At 71.7% G+C, this 17952-nt stretch carries 14 protein-coding genes; 8 read left to right on the forward strand and 6 right to left on the reverse strand.

Features of this window, described 5'->3' with window-relative positions; all coding sequences use genetic code 11:
• The first annotated feature begins 39 nt into the window (after nucleotides 1–39).
• Genes JMV16_RS15510 through JMV16_RS15525 form a run of 4 tightly spaced genes read left to right on the forward strand, consistent with a single transcriptional unit; the run spans nucleotide 40 to nucleotide 7642 of the window.
• Nucleotides 40–2400 carry a hypothetical protein gene (locus JMV16_RS15510; RefSeq protein ID WP_201495180.1) on the forward strand — a complete coding sequence of 787 codons (2361 nt, stop codon included), beginning with the start codon at nucleotides 40–42 and terminating at the stop codon, nucleotides 2398–2400.
• A complete protein-coding gene (locus JMV16_RS15515; RefSeq protein ID WP_201495181.1) occupies nucleotides 2397–3491 on the forward strand; it encodes a hypothetical protein in 1095 nt (364 codons plus the stop codon). Before JMV16_RS15510 ends, JMV16_RS15515 begins: the two co-directional genes overlap by 4 nt.
• 42 nt (nucleotides 3492–3533) lie before the next feature.
• A complete protein-coding gene (gene tgt, locus JMV16_RS15520; RefSeq protein ID WP_201495182.1) occupies nucleotides 3534–4721 on the forward strand; it encodes a tRNA guanosine(34) transglycosylase Tgt in 1188 nt (395 codons plus the stop codon).
• Nucleotides 4722–4744: 23 nt separating this feature from the next.
• Nucleotides 4745–7642 (forward strand): ATP-binding protein, encoded by a 2898-nt coding sequence (locus tag JMV16_RS15525; protein ID WP_201495183.1) that lies wholly within the window; start codon nucleotides 4745–4747, stop codon nucleotides 7640–7642.
• 7 nt (nucleotides 7643–7649) lie between these two features.
• Here the strand turns inward: JMV16_RS15525 and JMV16_RS15530 are convergent, their stop codons facing one another.
• Both JMV16_RS15530 and JMV16_RS15535 read right to left on the reverse strand, forming a co-directional pair.
• Nucleotides 7650–8123, reverse strand: coding sequence for a hypothetical protein (locus JMV16_RS15530; RefSeq protein WP_201495184.1), 474 nt, complete (start codon nucleotides 8121–8123; stop codon nucleotides 7650–7652).
• Between the two features lie 107 nt (nucleotides 8124–8230).
• On the reverse strand, nucleotides 8231–9088 hold the full coding sequence (locus JMV16_RS15535; protein ID WP_201495185.1) for a 23S rRNA (adenine(2030)-N(6))-methyltransferase RlmJ: 858 nt from the start codon (nucleotides 9086–9088) through the stop codon (nucleotides 8231–8233).
• A 43-nt stretch (nucleotides 9089–9131) separates the two neighbouring features.
• Between JMV16_RS15535 and JMV16_RS15540 the strand changes: the two genes are divergently transcribed.
• Nucleotides 9132–10187 (forward strand): AbrB family transcriptional regulator, encoded by a 1056-nt coding sequence (locus JMV16_RS15540; protein WP_201495186.1) that lies wholly within the window; start codon nucleotides 9132–9134, stop codon nucleotides 10185–10187.
• Here the strand turns inward: JMV16_RS15540 and JMV16_RS15545 are convergent.
• Nucleotides 10132–10713, reverse strand: a complete 582-nt coding sequence (locus JMV16_RS15545; protein ID WP_201495187.1) for an MOSC domain-containing protein — start codon at nucleotides 10711–10713, stop codon at nucleotides 10132–10134. The genes JMV16_RS15540 and JMV16_RS15545 overlap by 56 nt on opposite strands.
• 275 nt (nucleotides 10714–10988) lie before the next feature.
• Here JMV16_RS15545 and JMV16_RS15550 point away from each other — a divergent pair, with 275 nt between their 5' ends.
• Nucleotides 10989–12857, forward strand: a complete 1869-nt coding sequence (locus JMV16_RS15550) for a phosphoenolpyruvate carboxykinase (GTP) (RefSeq protein ID WP_201495188.1) — start codon at nucleotides 10989–10991, stop codon at nucleotides 12855–12857.
• 10 nt (nucleotides 12858–12867) lie between these two features.
• On the opposite strand, the gene JMV16_RS15555 is transcribed toward JMV16_RS15550, so the two are convergent.
• Nucleotides 12868–14037: an ABC transporter ATP-binding protein gene (locus tag JMV16_RS15555; protein ID WP_411565038.1), complete on the reverse strand. Its 1170-nt coding sequence runs from the start codon at nucleotides 14035–14037 to the stop codon at nucleotides 12868–12870.
• Between the two features lie 56 nt (nucleotides 14038–14093).
• Between JMV16_RS15555 and JMV16_RS15560 the strand changes: the two genes are divergently transcribed.
• Nucleotides 14094–15773, forward strand: coding sequence for an ABC transporter permease (locus tag JMV16_RS15560; protein ID WP_201495189.1), 1680 nt, complete (start codon nucleotides 14094–14096; stop codon nucleotides 15771–15773).
• A gap of 4 nt (nucleotides 15774–15777) precedes the next feature.
• Here the strand turns inward: JMV16_RS15560 and JMV16_RS15565 are convergent, their stop codons facing one another.
• Nucleotides 15778–16797, reverse strand: a complete 1020-nt coding sequence (locus JMV16_RS15565; protein WP_201495190.1) for an extracellular solute-binding protein — start codon at nucleotides 16795–16797, stop codon at nucleotides 15778–15780.
• 115 nt (nucleotides 16798–16912) lie between these two features.
• Here JMV16_RS15565 and JMV16_RS15570 point away from each other — a divergent pair, with 115 nt between their 5' ends.
• Complete coding sequence (locus JMV16_RS15570; protein ID WP_201495191.1) at nucleotides 16913–17689, forward strand: metallophosphoesterase; 777 nt, start codon at nucleotides 16913–16915, stop codon at nucleotides 17687–17689.
• A gap of 18 nt (nucleotides 17690–17707) precedes the next feature.
• Here the strand turns inward: JMV16_RS15570 and JMV16_RS15575 are convergent, their stop codons facing one another.
• A complete protein-coding gene (locus JMV16_RS15575) occupies nucleotides 17708–17923 on the reverse strand; it encodes a hypothetical protein (protein WP_201495192.1) in 216 nt (71 codons plus the stop codon).
• Between the last annotated feature and the right edge of the window lie 29 nt (nucleotides 17924–17952).

The following is a 17952-nucleotide window of genomic DNA, read 5'->3' on the forward strand; positions in this document are numbered from 1 at the left end:
GCATTGCTCGCGGCCTGCGGCGGTGGCGGTGGGGGCGGCGTGACCGCCGACGCGAGCGCGGCCAAGGTCACGCTCAGCGGCTCGGCGGTGAAGGGCCCGATGGCCAAGGCCGAGGTCGGCATCTACGCCGTGGGCGCCGACGGCAAGCCGGCTGGCACCGCCCTGGTCACCACCGAGACCGGCGACGACGGCAGCTACTCGATCACCTTCGACGGTCTCAAGGACCAGCCTTATGTGGTGATCGTCAAGGCCAAGGCCGGCACGACCCACCGCGACGAGGCCACCGGCGTCGCCCAGGCCCTGCCCGACGGTTTCCAGATGCGCGCCCTGGTGATACCTGCGGCCGCCGGCACCCAGACCACCAGTGCCACCGTCACGCCCTTCAGCGAACTCGAGGTGGCGGCGGCCGAGAAGGCCACTGGTGGCATCTCGGTGACCAATGCGCGCCAGGCCGAATCCACCGTGCAGCAGATGCTGGGCTTCGACCCCAAGAAGGTTGCGGCCAAGACCACCACCAGCGCCGAGAGCGAAGACGAGAAGAAGCTCGCCGTGCTGCTGACCGCCGTGTCCAAGCTGGCCAAGGACGGCAAGCTGGGCTGCGACACCGCGGCCGACGGCGGCGCAAAGACCAAGTGCGTGGTCGAGAAGCTGCGCGATGCCTCGCACAAGGACTCGATCAAGCTCGGCGACGACGACGACAGCACGGCGTCCGAGCTGAAGACGGCCATCGACGATGTGCTGGCCGACGACAACCTCAAGGGCACCGTCGACCCGTCCACGATGACCGCGGTGCAGGGCAATCTGGGCTGCACCACCACCTGCGAGGCGGCGCCTGTGAGCACGCTCACCGCCATCGCCGCCACGCGCAAGCTCTTCACCGACATCGCGGCCGACTGGCGCACCTTGTTCAGCAGCGGCGGCGCCAGCGCCATCGCCACCGGCGCGACCAATGCGCAGGCCTTCAGGTTCGTCAGCGAGATGCCCAAGCTGCAGCAGCCGGTCGACACCATGCTGTCCGACACCCAGGTGATGGTGATGGGCATCGACCTCTTCAAGAGCTACACCTCCGGCCAGCCCGGCACCGGCCGCGGCGAGGGCCGCGGCAGCGTGCCCAGCAATGCGCCGTTCGCCTTCTTCAACCTGGCGGCGCGCGGCTGCACGCTGTACCAGGACGCGGCCACCTCGGTGGTGGCCACCGCGCCGGCCAATGCCAACTTCATAGGCTGCAGCTCGCGCTTCTACGCACGCCAGGAAACCATCGCCACGGGCGTGCGCAACACCTACTACCGCCACGGCTTCACCATCACGCCCAATCTCGATGGCAGCTTTGGCTGGGCGAGCCGGGCGCGCGAGACGATCGAGGAGTGCAGCGCCGGCGCGTGCGTGCAGGTGGCCAACAACGCGCTGCAAACCAACGCCGTCACCGGCACGATGACCCCCACCATTTCGGCGGCCGGCCAGCCCACCGCGGTGGCCATCACCGGCGAGCTGCCGGCGGCCTTCGCGCGTGATGGCTTTGCTGCCGGCAGCTATGTGCTCGCCAACGACAAGCACAGCATTGCCATCAATGCCACCGCCGCCACCGATGCCGCCAGCGGCGCCTTTACCGGCCTCACGCTGACCGGCAGCTTCGACGGCAAGGACGCCGCCGGTGCCACCACGGCCAGCCTGGCCATCAAGACCGGCAAGCTGACCACCATCCCGGTGGCCTATGACGGCTTCGGCAACGCGGTCGCCCCCGGTGCCCCGGGCGCTGTCGCCGGCAGCAGCGGCTTCGAGCCCGGCGGCTTCGAGCTCGATCTGGTTCTGGCCACCGCCGGCGCCAAGTTCGAGGGCATCTTCGCGGCCAGCGAGACGCTGTGGGACAAGTCGCGCAGCGTGCCCCTGCCCACCAAGCTCAGCTTCAAGGGCATCCTCAGCACCATCGAAGCCGGTGTCACCACCGATTTCCTGACCGGCACCTTCACCGCCACCGCCAGCGGCTGGACCGACTTCGACGCCACCCAGCCGCAGCTCGCCACCAACCGCTACACCCAGGCCGTCAGCCTGGTGGGTACTGCCACCGCGCCCGGCCGGCCGCAGCTCGAGCTGAGCTTTGGCGCCCAGCTGCAGACCAACAACCAGCAGGGCCAGGCGCTGGGCACTTCGCTGCAGTACCGCAGCGTGGTGGCCGGCGTGGCGCGCACCGTGGTCGCCATCACCGGCTCGCCCGATGCCGCCGGTGAGATCAACCGCTTCACGCTCACCGAAGCCTCGGCCAACCTGGCCATGAGCTGGGTGGGTGGCGCGACGACCATCTCGCTCACCAGCGGTGGCGTCGAGATCGGCGTGCTGGACGTCGGCCGCCGGCTGATCACCTTCAAGGACCACACCAGCATGTCGCTGGATCTGGGCCTGTGAAAGTGCGCGCGGCGGCGTGGGCCGCTGCCGCGCTGCTCGCCCTGTCCGCCCGCGCGGCGGACGGCGCGGCGCCAGTGAGCTGGACGCTGGCGCTGTCGTCGCAATGGCACGCTGACGCCCTCACCCTGGCCAGGCTGGGCGACGAGGACGCCGGCCTGCTGCAGCCACGCCGCGGCCGCAACCTCGCCTACATCGACGACGAGGCGCGGCTGTCGCGGCGCCAGGGCGACTGGACCTGGTCGCTGCTGGCACGCAGCCACGCCACCCTGGTGGCCACTGACCAGGCGCTGGAGCTGGCCGGCCTGCTGGCGCGCGGCGAGCGCGCCAGCGCCGACCAGCACTGGCAGGCCGATGTGCGCCTGCGCGCGCTGGCCGGCGCCGGCATCGCGCTGGCGCACGACGGCGCCCTGGGCGGCGGCTGGCGCTGGCAGGGCGAGGCCCAGCTGCTGCGCCTGAGCCAGTGGCGCGAGCGCCGCATCCAGGGCACGGTCGACTTTGCCGCGGCGGCCTCGCAATACAGCTTCGACCTGCGCTCCGACGAGCTCGGCAACCGACTCGACTTTCCCTTCCGCGAGCCTTTCGCGCCTGCCGGCGCGGCCCTGCTGCTCGCGGCCGGCCTGGCCTGGGAAGGCACCGGCGCCTGGGCCGAGGCCGGCCTGCGCGACGGCGGCTGGCTCAGCTGGCGCGGCGTGCCGCAGCAGGCCCAGGTTCTGAACACCGACACCCGGGCCGTCGATGGCGACGGCTTCATCGTCTACCGGCCGCTGCTGCAGGGGCAGGATTCGCAGCAGGGGCGGCGCGAGCGCTGGCCCTGGCGTGGCCGGCTGGCCGGCGGTGCCCGCCTGGCCGACGGCCAGCGCCTGGGCCTGGCCCTCGATGCCGTGCCCGGCTTCGGCGTGCTGTCGGCGCTGCAGTGGCACAGGCCGGCGGCGGGCGCGGTGCCGGCGCTGGGCCTGCAATGGCGGTTGCACGAGCGCCGCCTGACCCTGAGCGCCGCCTGGGGTGGCCTCACGCTGAGCGCCGGTGCCGACCGGCTGGGTGCGGGCATGCGCTCGCGCGAACTGGCGCTGGGCTACCGCCTCGCTTTTTGAACCGGCCGGGGACGGGCCGGCGCGCGGCGACAATCCGCGCCGATGCTGAACTTCGAACTCCTGCGCACCGAAGGCCACGCCCGCCGCGGCCGGCTCATGCTCAACCACGGCGTCGTCGAGACCCCGGTCTTCATGCCGGTGGGCACCTACGGCACCGTCAAGGGCGTGCTGCCGCGCTCCCTGGAGGAGATGGGCGCCGAGATCATCCTGGCCAACACCTTCCACCTCTGGATGCGGCCGGGCCTGGACGTGGTGCGGCAATTCGGCGGCCTGCACCGCTTCGAGCGCTGGGGCCGGCCCATGCTGACGGACAGCGGCGGCTTCCAGGTCTGGAGCCTGGCCGGCGCCGACGGCCGTGGCCGCAAGATCAGCGAGGAAGGCGTGCGCTTCGCCTCGCCGGTGAACGGCGACAAGCTCTTCCTCACGCCCGAGGTGAGCATGCAGATCCAGACCGTGCTCGACAGCGACATCGCGATGCAGTTCGATGAGTGCACGCCGTACGAGACCGCCGGCCAGCTCACCACCGAGAAGCAGGCGCGCGCCTCGATGGAGCTGAGCCTGCGCTGGGCCGCGCGCAGCCGTGATGAATTCGCGCGCCTGGCCAACCGCAACGCCCTCTTCGGCATCGTGCAGGGTGGCATGTACGAGAACCTGCGCGAGGCCTCGCTCGAAGGCCTGGTTGCGCTCGACCTGCCCGGCTACGCCGTGGGTGGCGTCAGCGTCGGCGAGCCCAAGGACGAGATGTTGCGCATCATGGCCCACACGCCGCACCGGCTGCCGGCGGGCAAGCCGCGCTACCTGATGGGCGTGGGCACGCCGGAAGACCTGGTCGAGGGCGTGGCCCAGGGCGTGGACATGTTTGACTGCGTGATGCCCACGCGCAATGCGCGCAACGGCCACCTCTTCACGCGCTTCGGCGACCTGAAGATCCGCAATGCCAAGCACCGCCAGGACGAGCGCCCGCTCGAGCCCGGCTGCAGCTGCCACGCCTGCGCCGGCAGCACCGCGCCCGACGGCACGGTCACGGGCGGCTTCAGCCGCGCCTACCTGCACCACCTGGAGCGTTGCGGCGAGATGCTGGCGCCCATGCTGGCCTCCATCCACAACCTGCACTACTACGTCAACCTGATGCGCGAGATGCGCCAGGCGCTGGACGCCGGTGCCTTCGCGGCCTGGCGCGTGCGCTTCCACGCCGACCGCGCACGCGGCGTGGCCGACGCGCCGCCATGACGGGCGGGGGCGTCACGAGCGTCGTGAGAGCCCTGCTGTTGACCGATGTCGTCGACAGCACCCGGCTCACCGAGCGCCTGGGCGATGCCGCGATGGCACGGCTGTGGGCGGCCCATGACCGCGCTGCCCGCGACCTGCTGCGCGCCTGGCGCGGGCTGGAGATTGATCGCTCCGACGGCTTTCTGCTGCTGTTCGAAACCGCCACCGACGCCCTGCACTACGCCCTCGCCTACCACCGCGTGCTGGCCGCGCTGGAAGTGCCGCCCCAGGTGTCATTCAAGGCGCGCGTGGGCCTGCATGTGGGGCCGGTGGTGGAGCTGCGCAACAGCGCCGCCGACGTGGCCCTGGGCGCCAAGCCGCTGGAGATCGAGGGCGCGGCCAAGCCGCTGGCGGCACGCGTGATGTCGGTGGCGCGTGGCGGCCAGACCCTGCTCACCAGCGCCGCCCGCGCCGCGCTCACGCCGACCACCGTGCGCCTGCGGTCGCACGGTCACTGGCGCGTCAAGGGCCTGGCCGAGCCCATCGAGCTGCACGAGGCCGGCGACGAAGGCGCGCCCTTCACGCCGCCGCCCGACGGCAGCAAGGTCTACCGCGTCGCGCTGCAGGAAGGCATCTGGCTGCCGCTGCGCGAGATCCGCCACAGCCTGCCGGCCGAGCGCGACGCCTTCGTCGGTCGCCACGGGCCGCTGCTGGAACTGGCGCGGCGCTTTGATGGCGAGGCCCGCCTGGTTTCGCTGCTGGGCATGGGCGGCACCGGCAAGACGCGCCTGGCCACGCGCTTCGGCCGCACCTGGCTGGGCGATTTTCCGGGTGGCGTCTGGTTCTGCGACCTTGCCCAGGCGCGCGACGTCGACGGCATCGCGGGCGCCGTCGCCCAGGGCCTGGCGCTGCCGCCCGACAAGGGCGACCCCGTCACTCGCATCGGCGCGGCCATCGCCGGACGCGGCACCTGTCTGGTGGTGCTGGACAACTTCGAGCAGGTGGCGCGCCATGCCGCGGCCACGCTGGGCCACTGGCTGGATCAGGCGCCGCTGGCGCGTTTTCTCGTCACCACGCGCGAGGTGCTGGGCCTGGCCGGCGAGCAGACGCTGGCGCTGCCGCCGCTGCCGGCGCCCGAGGCGGCCGAGCTTTTTCTGAGCCGCGCCCGCGCCGTGCGCGGCGAGCTGGCGCTGGCCGAGGCCGATGCCGCCGCGGTGGCGCCCCTGGTGCATCTGCTCGACGGCCTGCCGCTGGCCATCGAGCTGGCCGCGGCGCGCGTGCGCGTGATGCCGCCGCGCACGCTGCTGGCGCGCATGAGCGAGCGCTTCCGCCTGCTCGCCTCGGGCGGCGGCCGCCACGACCGCCAGGCCACGCTGCGCGCCACCTTCGACTGGTCATGGGAGCTGCTCACCGAGGCCGAGCGCTGCGTGCTGGCCCAACTCTCGGTGTTCGAGGGCGGCTTCACGCTCGAGGCGGTCGAGGCCGTGGTCGACCTTGCGGCCTGCGCCGGCGCGCCCTGGATCGTCGACCTGTTGCAATCGCTGGTCGACAAGTCCTTCGTGCGCGCGGTGCGGCCCGAGCGCTTTGACCTGCTCGGCAGCGTGCGAGCCTATGCCGCCGAACACCTGGCCGCAGCGGGGCACTTTCCGGGCAGTGGCGCCGCCGCGCTGGCTGCGGCCCAGGCCCGCCATGGCATCTGGTTTGCTGCCCGCGGGCCGGGCAAGGCGGTGGACGACGCCTGTGCCGACCTTGCCAACCTGGCCGCGGCCTGCCGCTGGGCGCTGGCCGCGGGCGCGCCGGCGCCGGCCGTCGGCGCGCTGCAAGGCGCCTGGGCGGCGCTGAGCCGGCACGGCCCCTTCAGCGGCGGGCTGGAACTGGCCCAGGCCGTCTGCGCCCTGCCCGGGCTGGACGGCGGTGCGGCGCTGCGCGCGCAGGCGGTGCTGGGCGGCGCGCTCGATGCCCTGGGGCGCAAGGCCGAAGCACGCACTCACTATGAACGCGCTCTGGCCCATGCACGCGGTGCCGACGATGACACGGTGCGCGCCGACCTGCTGATACGCCTGGCGGCGCTGGACCGTGGCGAAAGCCGCATCAAGGAGGCCCGTGCCGGCCTTGACGCAGCGCTGGCGCTGGCCACGGGTTTGGGCGACGCGGCGCTGGAATGCGCCGCGCTCAACGGCCTGGCCGTTTTCTACTACCACCAGGGCCAGCTCGACGAGGCCCTGGCCCGCCACGAGGCGGTGCTGACGCGCGCCGATGCCGCGGCCGACGCCGGCTGGCAGTGCGGCGCCCTCAGCAACCTGGGCACGCTGCACGCCAATGCCGGCCGCATGGAGGCGGCCCACGCCTGTTTCGAGCAGGCGCTGCCCATCACCCGCCGCCTGGGCGACCGCAAGATCGAATGCACCATCCTGTGCAACCTCGGCATGCTGCACCTGGTGCAGCGGCGTCTGGAGGCGGCCATTGCGGCCTCGGAGCAGGCGCTGGTGGCAGCGCGAGAACTGGGCCACAAGCGCGTCGAGGCCACGGTGCTGTGCAACCTTGGCCTGGCGCAGGAAGACCTGGGCGATGCGGCGGCGGCGCTGGCGCGATTCGACGCCGCGCTGCAAATCATGCGCACCCTGGGCGACCGCCGCGGCGAAGGCCAGTTCCTGGGCTACATCGCCCGCACCCAGGCGCGGCTGGGGCAGTTCACGGCAGCGCTCGAAGGCTTTGCCGCCGGCCAGGCCCTGCTGCGCGAAGTCTCGGACGCGCTCAGCCTGGGCGTGCTGCTGTGCGACAGCGCGGTCTGCGCTTTGCAGGCCGGCGACGCCGCGGCGGCCCGCAAAGCGCTGGACGAGGCGCTCGCCCTGGCCGGGGCGGCCGGCGCCGGGGCGGAATCGGAGCTGGGCCAGGCGCTGGCGCGAGCGCAGCGCCAGCTTGATGCCGCCGCGTCTGGATAAGGGCGCCCTACTCGACCATCACCCAGGGATCGAGCGTGATGTCCTTGCCGCCGGCAATCGGCACCACCTTGACGTTGTATTTGAAGCAGGCGCCGCGCGCCGGCTTGCCCACCTTCTCGCACTGGAACTCGGCGCCGTAGGCGCGCGGCTTGCAGTTCCTGAAGACCTCGGCCGGGTCGGGGTAGCTGGTGCATCCTATGGCGGCGGGGCGCTGGGCGTCCTTGGCGACGGGCATGAAGACGATGCCGTCGTCGGGGAAAACATAGCCGGCGGGCTCGCTGCCGAAGACCCAGCGCACGGCGCCGTTGGCGGCGAAGACGATGGCCGGGTCGTCGGGCACCTTGATCACGCCGTCGAAGACGTTGACGCCGATGGTGCGCGTGCTGACCGACGGCCGCGGCGGCGTCTTTTCCAGGTGCAGCGCGCAGCCACCCAGGGCCAGCACCACCGTGCTTAGCATCAGCAGCGTAGCTTTCCTCATCGCATTCTCCCGTTCCTTGGTTGCTTGGCCGGGTTCGGCCGGTCGCCGATCATGGCGCGCGGCCCCGCCGCTGTGAACCCCCGCCGTCGCGACGACCCGCCCGCGCCTCAGGCCGAGGCCGAGCGCTCGAGCGCACTCTTGGCGCCGTCGTACTGGGCCAGCGTGCGCGCCAGGAAGGGCAGCACCGGCTGCAGCTCGCCATGCAGGGTGTGGGGCGGATTGGCGACGAAGACGCTGCTGCCCATCATGCCGAAGCCCCGCTCATCGGGCTGGGCCACGGTCAGGCGCGCCAGCAGCCAGCCCTTCTTGCCGCCGCTGTCGGCGGCGGCCTTCAGGCGCGGCGGCAGCTGCGTGGCCTCGATCAGCGCCACCTGCGGCAGCCAGACGATGACCACCGCCTCGGGGAAGCGCTCGAGCGCCTCGCGCACGGCGGCCAGGGTGCGCGCGTAGTCGGTCTTGATCTCGTAGGGCGGGTCGATCAGCACCACGCCGCGGCGTGTGGGCGGCGGCAGGTGCGACTTGAGCGCGCCGAAGCCGTCGCTCATCTTCACCTCGACGCCCGGCGTCTCGCCCAGGTAGCTGGCCAGGATCTTGTAGTCGGTGGGGTGGATCTCGTGCAGGCGCAGCTGGTCCTGCGGTCGCATCAGCGTCTGGGCGATGGCCGGCGAGCCGGGATACTGGATCAGGCCCTTGCCGCCGTTGAAGCCGCGCACCAGGGCCACCAGCTCGGCCAGCGGTGGCGGCAGGTCGGCGTGGTCCCACAGCCGGCCTATGCCCTGCTCGAACTCGCCGCGCTTCTTGGCATAGTCGCCCTGCAGCGAATAGCCGCCGGCGCCGGCATGGGTGTCGACGCAGCGCCAGCCCTTGTCCTTGAGGTTCATGTGTTGCAGCACGAGCATCAGCACGAGGTGCTTGAGCACGTCGGCATGGTTGCCGGCGTGGAAGGCGTGGCGGTAGGCGAGCATGGCGCGACTGTGCCACGTCGGCGGCTGCGCTAACCTCCGCCGCATGCCGCCATCGCCCGACATCTTGGCGCGCGCCGGTCTGACCGTTGCGCTGGCCCTGGCCGCCGCGCTGGGCGCCGAGCGGGCGCACCTGCCACTGCCCTGGATGATCGGGCCGCTGCTGGCCACCGCCACCTGCTGCGTCGCCGGCGTGCGCCTGGTGGGCTCGACGCGGCTGCGCAATGCCGGCCTGGTGGCCATCGGCATCGCGCTGGGCCTGTACTTCACGCCCGCGGTGCTGGGCCTGGTGCTGCAGCTGGCGCCGGCCCTGGCCCTGGGCGTGGCCTGGGCGCTGTTGCTGGGCTACGGCTTCTACCGCTTTCTGCTGCACACCAACGGCGGCGACAAGGCCACGGCCTATTTCGCGGCGGCCATTGGCGGCGCGTCAGAGATGGCACTGCTGGCCGAGCGCCACGGCGGCCGCGTCGATCGCGTCGCGGCGGCGCATTCGCTGCGCGTGCTGATGGTGGTGGTGCTCATCCCTTTCGGCACCCAGTGGGCCGGCGTACATGGCGTCGATACCAGCGTGCCGGCTGTACACGAGCTGCGCCCTGTCGGGCTCGTGCTGTTGCTGGCCGCCGCGGCGGGCGGCGTGGCCTTGCTGCACCGGCTGGGCGCGCCCAACCCCTGGGTGCTGGGTTCGCTGCTGGTGACATCGGCACTGACCGGCGCCGGCGTCGAGCTTTCGGCGTTGCCGCGCGAGGCCAGCAATGCCGGCCAGCTCTTCATCGGCATCGCGCTGGGCACGCGCTTCACGCCGCAATCGGTGCGCGCGGCGCCGCGCTGGCTGGCCAGCGTGGTGGCAGGCACGCTGGCGATGATCGCGCTGACGCTGGGTTTCGCGTGGTTACTGGCGCATGCCACTGCGCTGCACCCGGCCACCGTCTTCCTGGCCACGGCGCCGGGCGGCATTGCCGAGATGTGCATCACCGCCAAGGTGCTGCAGCTGGGCGTGCCGGTGGTCACCGCCTTTCAGGTGCTGCGCTATGCCGCGGTGCTGACGCTCACCGCGCCGCTGTACCGGCGGGAGCTCGGGCGCGGAACAGCTCGCGCAGATTGACCTCTCGCGGCCCGGGCTCGAGCCTGATCGCGTCGCCCGCGCTCAGCGTGCCCGGCTCCAGCACGGCCAGATAGGCGCCGCTGAAGCCCGACTGCGCCATCAGCTTCACGGCCTGGGCAAAGCCCATCGCGGCGGCGAACTTGTTGCACGGCAGGCGCGGTTCGCTCACCGCCAGCACGCAGCCGGGCAGCACCAGGCGGTCGCCGATCCACAAGTCCTGCTCCAGCAGGCCCTGCAGAAGCAGGTTCTCGCCCAGCAGGCCGGGTGGCGGCGGCGCGTCCCAGGCGGCGGCGCCGGCCTGGGCACGCACCGTCTGCCAGAACGGCAGGTGCTCGCTCGGGTAGGCATAGACCGCCTTGGCCAGGCCGCCATGCACCGTGAGATCGGCCTGCTCGTCGCCGGCCAGGCCCAGCGGGTACACCGCCACCGGGCCGGCAACCGGGCTCTTGGCGATGGCGGTGAGCACGGCGTGGCCGGCCATCAGGCGGCTGCGCGCGGCGCCGATGCAGACTTGCAGAATCTTCATTCCATCCTCGCTTTTCCGGCCGCAGCTTAGGCGCAGCTCCCACCCTGCGCCATCCTGACGGCCCGGGAAGTGCCCGGCATCGGGCCATGCCGAATCTGCATAACCCAGGTCGTGGCGGTGGTTACGGCGTGATTACATTGCCGCGACAATGATGACCCCCCGCGCGCCCGGGCGCGCGGCGTGGTGGGTTTCGGCGAGCCTCGGGCCGTTCTTGCACGGCAGGCGGGCCTCGCCCAATCCCGTCTTCTCACCTTGCCCATGATCGGAGTCCCTGCATGAACCGCCCCAGCCAGGAAGGCGCACGCCTGAACGTGCCTGCCCATGTCAAGCACGCCCGCCTCATCGCCTGGGTGGCCGAGGTCGCTGCCCTCACCGAGGCCGCCGACGTGGTGTGGTGCGACGGCAGCGAGGCCGAGTACAAGCGCCTGTGCGACCAGCTTGTCGCCGCCGGCACGCTGATGAAGCTCAACCCCGAGCTGCGCCCCAACAGCTACCTGGCGCGCAGCGACGCCGGCGACGTGGCGCGGGTCGAAGACCGCACCTACATCTGCAGCGCCAAGAAGGAAGACGCCGGCCCCACCAACAACTGGATGGCGCCGGCCGAGATGCGCCAGCTGCTGCAGACCAGTGACAAGGCCTTGTTCAAGGGCGCCATGAAGGGCCGCACGATGTACGTCGTGCCCTTCTCGATGGGCCCGCTGGGCAGCCACATTGCCCACATCGGTGTCGAGCTGACCGACAGCGCCTACGTCGCGGTGAGCATGCGCACGATGACGCGCATGGGCCGCGGCGCGCTGGACGTGCTGGGCGAGAACGGCGACTTCGTGCCCTGCGTACACACCGTGGGCGCGCCGCTTGCCGCCGGGGCGAAAGACGTCGCCTGGCCCTGCAACGCCACCAAGTACATCGTCCACTACCCCGAGACGCGCGAGATCTGGAGCTACGGCTCGGGCTATGGCGGCAATGCGCTGCTGGGCAAGAAGTGCTTCGCGCTGCGCATTGCCAGCACCATGGGCCGCGACCAGGGCTGGCTGGCCGAGCACATGCTGATCCTGGGCGTGACCAACCCGCAGGGCAAGAAGTACCACGTCGCCGCCGCCTTCCCCAGCGCCTGCGGCAAGACCAACTTCAGCATGCTGGTGCCGCCCGAGGGCTACACCGGCTGGAAGGTCACGACCATCGGCGACGACATCGCCTGGATCAAGCCCAATGCCGACGGCCGCCTCTGCGCCATCAACCCCGAGGCCGGCTATTTCGGGGTTGCGCCGGGCACCAACTACCACACCAATCCGAACTGCATGGATTCGGTCAAGCGCGACGCCATCTTCACCAATGTCGCGCTCACCGACGACGGCGACGTCTGGTGGGAAGGCATGACCGACACCCCGCCGGCGCACCTGATCGACTGGCAGGGCCGCGACTGGACGCCGGCCATCGCCAAGGAAACCGGCGCCAAGGCGGCGCACCCGAACTCGCGCTTCACCGTGGCCGCCACCAACAACCCGGTGCTCGACCCCGAGTGGGACAACCCGGCGGGCGTGGCCATCGATGCCTTCATCTTCGGTGGCCGCCGCAGCACCACCGTGCCGCTGGTGACCGAGGCGCGCAACTGGGCCGAGGGCGTCTACATGGCCGCCACCATGGGCAGCGAGACCACCGCCGCCGCCGCCGGCCAGCAGGGCGTGGTGCGCCGCGATCCCTTCGCCATGCTGCCCTTCATGGGCTACAACATGGCCGACTACTTCCAGCACTGGCTCAATGTCGGCGAGCGCCTGGCCGCCAGCGGCGGCCGCCAGCCGCGCATCTACTGCGTCAACTGGTTCCGCAAGGGCGCCGACGGCAAGTTCGTCTGGCCCGGCTATGGCGAGAACATGCGTGCGCTCGAATGGATGCTGGGCCGCATCGAAGGCAGTGCCGGCGGCGCCGAAAACGTCTTCGGCACCAGCCCGCGCTATGAAGACCTGCGCTGGGACGGCCTGGCGTTCACGCGCGAGCAGTTCGCCACCGTCATCGGCATCGACAAGGCCGCCTGGCAACAGGAACTGGGCCTGCACGCCGAGCTGTTCAAGCAGCTCGAATACCACCTGCCGGCCGCCCTGCCTGACACGCGCGCCCGCATCGAAAAGAGCCTGGCTGCGGCCTGAGGCAGGCGGTTCAGCAGCTCGTCAGCGCCGGCGACTCGTCGTTGGCGGCGTTGGCACCGCTGCGCCTGAACAACACCAGGTCGTGCGACGTGAGCCGCAGGCCGATGCGGCTGCCCACCGCGTACTCGTGGTCGGACGGCGCCAGCGCCAGCACCGTGGCGCCGCTGTCCAGCGCCAGCGTGTACAGGGTCTCGGCGCCGCGGAAGGCACGCGACAGCAATCGCCCCTGCACCGGGGCGTCGTCGTCCAGCGTCAGGTCTTGCGGGCGCACCAGCAGGTCGACCGCGGCGCTGCCGCCCAGCGCGTCGCCGCAGTCGGCGCAGTGCAGCGGCCAGGCGCTGCGCACCAGGCCCAGCTCCAGCCGCGCCGCGTGGCCGTCGACCATCTGGCCCGGCAGCAGCACGCCCTCGCCGATGAAGCCGGCCACGAAGCGGTTGGCCGGCCGGTGGTAGAGCTGCAGCGCCGTGCCCCACTGCTGCAGCTTGCCGCTCTTCAGGATGCCGATCTCGTCGGCGATGGCAAAGGCCTCGTGCTGATCGTGCGTGACCAGCAGCGCCGTCGTGCCCTGGGCCTTGAGCAGGGCGCGCAGCTCGGTGCCCAGGCGCTCGCGCAGGTCGGCGTCGAGGCTGGAAAAGGGCTCGTCCAGCAGCAGCAGGCGCGGCGCAGGTGCCAGCGCGCGGGCCAGCGCCACGCGCTGCTGCTGGCCGCCCGAAAGCTCGTGCGGATGGCGCTGCGCCATCGCGCCCAGACCCACGGTGTCCAGCATCTGGGCCACGCGCTCGGCGGCGCCGGCACGCCCGCGCAGGCCGAAGCCGACGTTGGCGGCCACCGTGAGGTGGGGAAACAACGCCAGATCCTGGAACACCATGCCGACGCGGCGGTGCTCGGGCGCCACCAGCAGGCCGGGGCTGGCGACGCGCTCGCCATCGAGGCGGATCTCGCCGGCCTGCACCGGCTCGAAGCCGGCCACCGCGCGCAGCACCGTGGTCTTGCCGCAACCCGAGGGGCCGAGCAGACAGCCTATGCTGCCGCGCGCCAGCGTCAGCGACAGGTTCTGCACAACCGCCTTGCGGCCATAGCCGGCCTCCAGGCGCTCGATGGCCAGCCAGGGGGCCGGGCGGTCGGCGGGGATGGCGGTTTTGGTGGCGGCCAGTTCGGGAGGGGCGTCGGCGAGGTTCACATTGCGATGATAATCATTCGCATCCACCTTTGGGCTTGTTCCTGATCAAAGAAGCCATGAGCCTCCAACCCGCGCCCGTCGCCACGCCTCCGCTGGCCCTCCCCACCAGCGGCGGGCCGCTGAGCCTGGGCCTGGCCGGCGTGGCGATTGCGGTGGCCCTGCTGCTGGCGGCGCCCATGTTGTCGGTGCTGGCCACGGCCCTCGACGCCGGCAGCGGCGGCACCTGGACGCACCTGGCCGGCACGGTGCTGCCCGACTATGTGTACAACACGCTGTGGCTGTGTACGGGGGTGGCGCTGGGCGTCTTCGGCCTTGGCGTCGGCTCGGCCTGGCTGGTGACGCGCTATGAGTTTGCCGGCCGCCGCGTCTTCGAATGGGCCCTGGTGCTGCCGCTGGCGATGCCGGCCTATGTGATGGCCTATGTCTACACCGACCTGCTGCAGTTCACCGGCCCGCTGCAGACGGGGCTGCGCGCGGCCTTCGGCTGGGGCCGCGCCGACTACTGGTTTCCCGAGGTGCGCTCGCTGGGTGGTGCGGTGGCCATGCTGTCGCTGGCGCTCTACCCCTACGTCTACATGCTGGCGCGCACCGCCTTCATCGAGCGCGCCGGTGGCATGGTCGAGGTCGGGCGCTCGCTGGGCTTGTCGCCGGCTGCCGCCTTCTGGCGCCTGAGCCTGCCGCTGGCGCGACCGGCCATCGCCGGCGGCGTGGCGCTGGCGCTGATGGAGACGCTGGCCGATTTCGGCACCGTCGCCTACTTCGCCCTGCCCACCTTCACCACCGGCATCTACCGCGCCTGGTTCTCGTTGGGGGACCGCGCCGCGGCCGCCCAGCTGGCGCTGACGCTGCTGGCCTTTGTCGTTGCCGTGCTGGCGCTGGAGCGCGCTTCGCGCGGCCATGCGCGCTTCCATGACACCGGCGCGCGACGCCAGCCGGCGCCCCGCCTGCCCTTGTCCACGGGCCGTGGCCTGCTGGCGGCCCTGGGCTGCGCGCTGCCGCTGGCGGGCGGCTTTGCGCTGCCGGGTGCGCTGCTGCTGCGCCTCACCCTCACGGGCGGCGACGAGCAGTTCGGCCCCCGCTTCGCCACGCTGGCCTGGCACAGCGTCACGCTGGCCGGCCTGGCGGCCGGCTGCGCCGTGCTGCTGGCCCTGCTGCTGGCCTATGCGGCACGCACCCACCGCGGCGCCAGCACGCGGCTGGCCCACCGCGTCGGCTCTCTCGGCTATGCCCTGCCCGGCACGGTGATCGCTGTCGGCGTGCTGATCCCGGTGACGCGGCTGGACCACGCGCTGGCCGCCGCCGTGTACGCGGCCTTCGGCTGGAACCCGGGGCTCATCGTCACCGGCAGCATCGCCGCGCTGGTCTACGCCTGTGTCGTGCGCTACCTGGCGGCGGCGCTGCAGTCGGTGGACGCCGGCCTGGCGCGCATCACGCCGGTGATGGATGACGCCGCGCGCAGCCTCGGCCACAGCCCGGCCGAGGCACTGTGGCGGGTGCATCTGCCGCTCTTGCGCGGAAGCCTGCTGACGGCCGCGCTGCTGGTCTTCATCGACGTGATGAAGGAGCTGCCGGCGACCTTGGTGATGCGGCCTTTCAACTTCGACACGCTGGCGACCCAGGCCTACACCCTGGCCAGCGACGAGCGCCTGGCCGAGGCCTCTACAGCCGCGCTGGCCATCGTCGCGGTGGGGCTGGCGCCGGTCATCGTGCTGTGCCGGCGCATCGCGCGCAAGTAGCGGCTTATTTCCAGCCGGCGCGGTCGTAGACGCGCTGGGCCAGCGCCGCGTTCTTCGCCAGCTCGCCCACGGCCAGGGTGTCGGCGCGGAAGCTGCCCAGCTTGTCCAGCGCCGGGTTCTTCGCCACCGCGGTCTTGACCACCGGCCACTCGTTGTTGCCGTCGGCGAAATAGACCTGGGCCTCGTCGCTGGCCAGGTATTCGAGGAACTTCACCGCCGCGGCCTTGTTCGGCGCGTGCTTCAGGATGCCGGCGCCCGAGACGTTGACGTGCGCGCCCCAGCTGGCCTGGTTGGGCCACACCACGGCCAGCTTGGACCAGGCCTCCTGGTCGGCCGCCGCGGAGGACCGCATCATGCGCGCCACGTAATAGGTGTTGGCCAGGGCCACGCCGCATTCGCCGGCGGCCACCGACTTGAGCTGGTCGGTGTCGCCACCGCGCGGCGGGCGCGCGAAATTGGCCACCAGGCCGCGTGCCCAGGCTTCGGTGGCGGCCTCGCCGGCATGGGCGATGAAGGCGCCGCCCAGCGACAGGTTGTAGGGGTGGCCGCCCGAACGCACGCAGATCTGGCCCTTCAGCTTGGGGTCGGCCAGCGATTCGTAGGTGGGCACCTGCTCGGGCTTGATCGCCGCCTTGTTGTAGACGATGACGCGCGCCCGCGTCGAGAAGGCGGCCCAGTTGGGCGTGCGCAGATGGGCCGGCACGCGTGCGGCGATCACCGGGCTCACCAGCGGCTGGAACAGGCCCAGCTTGTCGGCCACCTCCAGGCGCGAGGCGTCCACCGTGATCAGAAGGTCGGCCGGGCTGGCTGCACCCTCGTTGCGCAGGCGCTCGACCAACTCGTCCTCCTTGCCGTCGAGCCGGTTGACGCGGATGCCGGTGGCCTTGGTGAAGTTGGCGTAGAGCGCCTCGTCGGTCTGGTAGTGGCGGGCCGAGTAGATGTTGATGACGCCCTGGGCCTGGGCCGTGGCGGCGGCAAGCGTGGCGGCGAGGGCAGCGACAAGGGGCTTGAGGACGAGGCGCATGGTGACGGTCAGGGGTTGGTCAGTGATTGCGCATGATAACGCGAATCATTCGCATCCAATATTGATATCCAGGGCCTGCCTGCACGCGCCGACAATGCCGCAGCATGGGTGAAGCATGAAGTTCCAACTCTTGTCCGACCTCCACCTCGAAACCGAGCGCTTCGGGCCCGCGCCCGCGCCGGGCGCCGAGTGGCTGGTGCTGGCCGGCGACATCGACGCCGGCTGGGAGGGTTACCGCGCCTTCGCCGGCTGGCCGGTGCCGGTGTTGGTGGTGGCCGGCAACCACGAGTACGACGGCCGCGATTTCGACGCCGCCGCCGCCGGGCTGCGCGCGCTGTGTACCGAACTCGGCTTCACGCTGCTGGAGCGGGAATCACGGGTGATCAGCGGCGCCGACGGCCGCCGCGTGCGCGTGCTGGGCACGACGCGCTGGAGCGATTTCGATCTCTTCGGCGCCGAGCAGCGGCCACGCGCCGAACGGGCCGCCGCCTACTTCATGCGCCTGATGGCGGCCACGCGCGCCGGCAAGCCTTTCGACGAGGCCGGCGTGCGCGCCGAGGCGCTGGCTTGCCGGGCATGGTTGGAGGGCGAACTGGCGCGTCCGCCACGCGGCCAGTGGGACGCCACGCTGGTCATCACTCACTTCGGCCCCAGCTTGCGCAGCGCCGATCCTCGCTACGGCCGCCAGCCCGGCACGGCGAGCTTCTGCAATGCCGACGACGACCTGCTGCCGCGCGCCGACCTGTGGCTGCACGGCCATCTGCACTGCCGCCACGACTACCAGATAGCGCGTGCCGGCCGACACCCGGTGCGCGTGGTCTGCAATGCGCGCGGCCTGGCGACCAAGGGCGAGGACGAGGGATTCGACCCGATGCGCGTGTTCGAGGTCTGAAGCCGGGGATTCAGGCCTTCAGGCGCTCGCCGGGCGGCGTCCGCGGCCGGCGAGGCGCTTGAACCACCCTTGCCGGGCTTCCGCCGGCGCGATCTGCGGCGCGCGGCCGTGGTCGGCGTCGAAGCTGGCATCGAGCCCGAAGGCCGTGCCCATGTCGGCCGGATCGGCCTCGAGCGGGCGCCGGTCGGCGCGCCAAGCCTGGAACCAGCGATTCGGTGTCGCCGCATTGCTCATGATCCACCCCGTGTGTTGTCTCCGCTTAC

Source organism: Rubrivivax sp. A210, assembly GCF_904426505.1.
Taxonomy (GTDB): Bacteria; Pseudomonadota; Gammaproteobacteria; order Burkholderiales; family Burkholderiaceae_C; genus Rubrivivax.